2 protein-coding genes and 1 pseudogene are annotated in these 1,138 nt (G+C 71.7%); 2 read left to right on the top strand and 1 reads right to left on the bottom strand.

Going from position 1 to position 1,138, the window contains the following annotated elements:
- Positions 1-364, bottom strand: a pseudogene (locus EIO58_RS18325) (HTH domain-containing protein); the annotation flags it as partial.
- A 119-nt stretch (positions 365-483) separates the two neighbouring features.
- On the opposite strand from EIO58_RS18325, the gene EIO58_RS18320 reads away from it, so the two are divergent.
- Positions 484-828, top strand: a complete 345-nt coding sequence (locus EIO58_RS18320) for a PTS sugar transporter subunit IIB (RefSeq protein ID WP_127820595.1) — start codon at positions 484-486, stop codon at positions 826-828.
- A gap of 52 nt (positions 829-880) precedes the next feature.
- Positions 881-1,138 (top strand): HPr family phosphocarrier protein (locus tag EIO58_RS18315; protein WP_164861888.1); only part of this gene is annotated, 258 nt, incomplete at its 3' end.

Genomic DNA, 1,138 nt, shown 5'->3' with positions numbered 1-1,138 from the left:
CTCGCACGCGGGCGAGGTCGGCGTCGAGGGTCGCGGGCGACACGTGCAGCCGGTCGGCCGTGTCGAACACGTCGACGCCGTCGGGGCTGTCGAGCAGCGCTCGTACGAGGGTGTGAAGGCGGTCGCGGGGCGTGCCCGCCTCGCCCGCGGCGCGCAGCGCGGTCGCGGCGTCGGGTCCTGCGCGGTAGCCCTGCAGCCCCGACTCCACCGCGACACCGGGTACCACCCGGGCGTTCACGGCCGTGACGTACGACCGGATGCTGCGGGGTGTCACGCCCAGCGCGTCGGCGAGCGCGGATGCCGTGACCCAGTCCCCGTCGCGCACGAGGAGACCGAGCACACGGTCCTGTCGAGCTCGGGTCACGCTGCCCAGTCAATCACGCCCACCGCAGGCGCGGCCCGGCGTTTCCGCCCCCGCGGAAGAAGCACTGGTTGTCCCCTCCCAGCATTCTCACAAGAATGAGATCACGAGGAGGCGGGTCGATGAGGATCCTGGTGGTCTGCGGAGCGGGTGCCTCGAGCACCTTCGTCGCACAGCGTGTGCGCCACGCCGCTCACGACCGGGGCCTCGCCTACACCGCCTTCGCCGGCACCGAGCAGTCGCTTCCGATCGATCTCGATGCCGCCGACGTCGTCCTCGTCGGTCCGCATCTCACGCATGCGCTGGAACGCATCGAGCGGGATGCGGCCGCACGGGGCACGACGGTGGTGCTGCTGCCGACCGACATCTTCCGGGATCTCGACGGCACGCGGACGCTCGATCTGGTGCACGCCGCGGTCGGAGGCCTCGGGGGGCCGTTTCCGGCCGCGGACACCGCGCCCGAATGACACCAAGCCAGACCCGCCAGCAACGACCCAGCCACGACAGAGAGGTCACGACATGCCACCCATCTCACGCACGGTCCGCATCGGCTCGTCCCATGGACTCCACGCGCGCCCGGCGAAGCTGTTCGCGCAGGCGGCGAAGGATGCCGGCATCTCGGTGACCATCGCGAAGGACTCGGGCAGCCCGGTGAACGCCGCCAGCATCCTGGGCGTGATCGCGCTCGGCGTCGAGCAGGGCGACTACGTCACCCTCAGCGCGGACGGCGACGGCGCCGAGGCGACGCTCGACCGGCTCGCGGAGCTGCTGACCACC

The organism is Microbacterium sp. CPCC 204701, assembly GCF_004010105.1.
Classification (GTDB): domain Bacteria; phylum Actinomycetota; class Actinomycetes; order Actinomycetales; family Microbacteriaceae; genus Microbacterium.
Note: the sequence above shows the minus strand (reverse complement) of the source record. Positions and strands in the feature narration are given on the sequence as shown.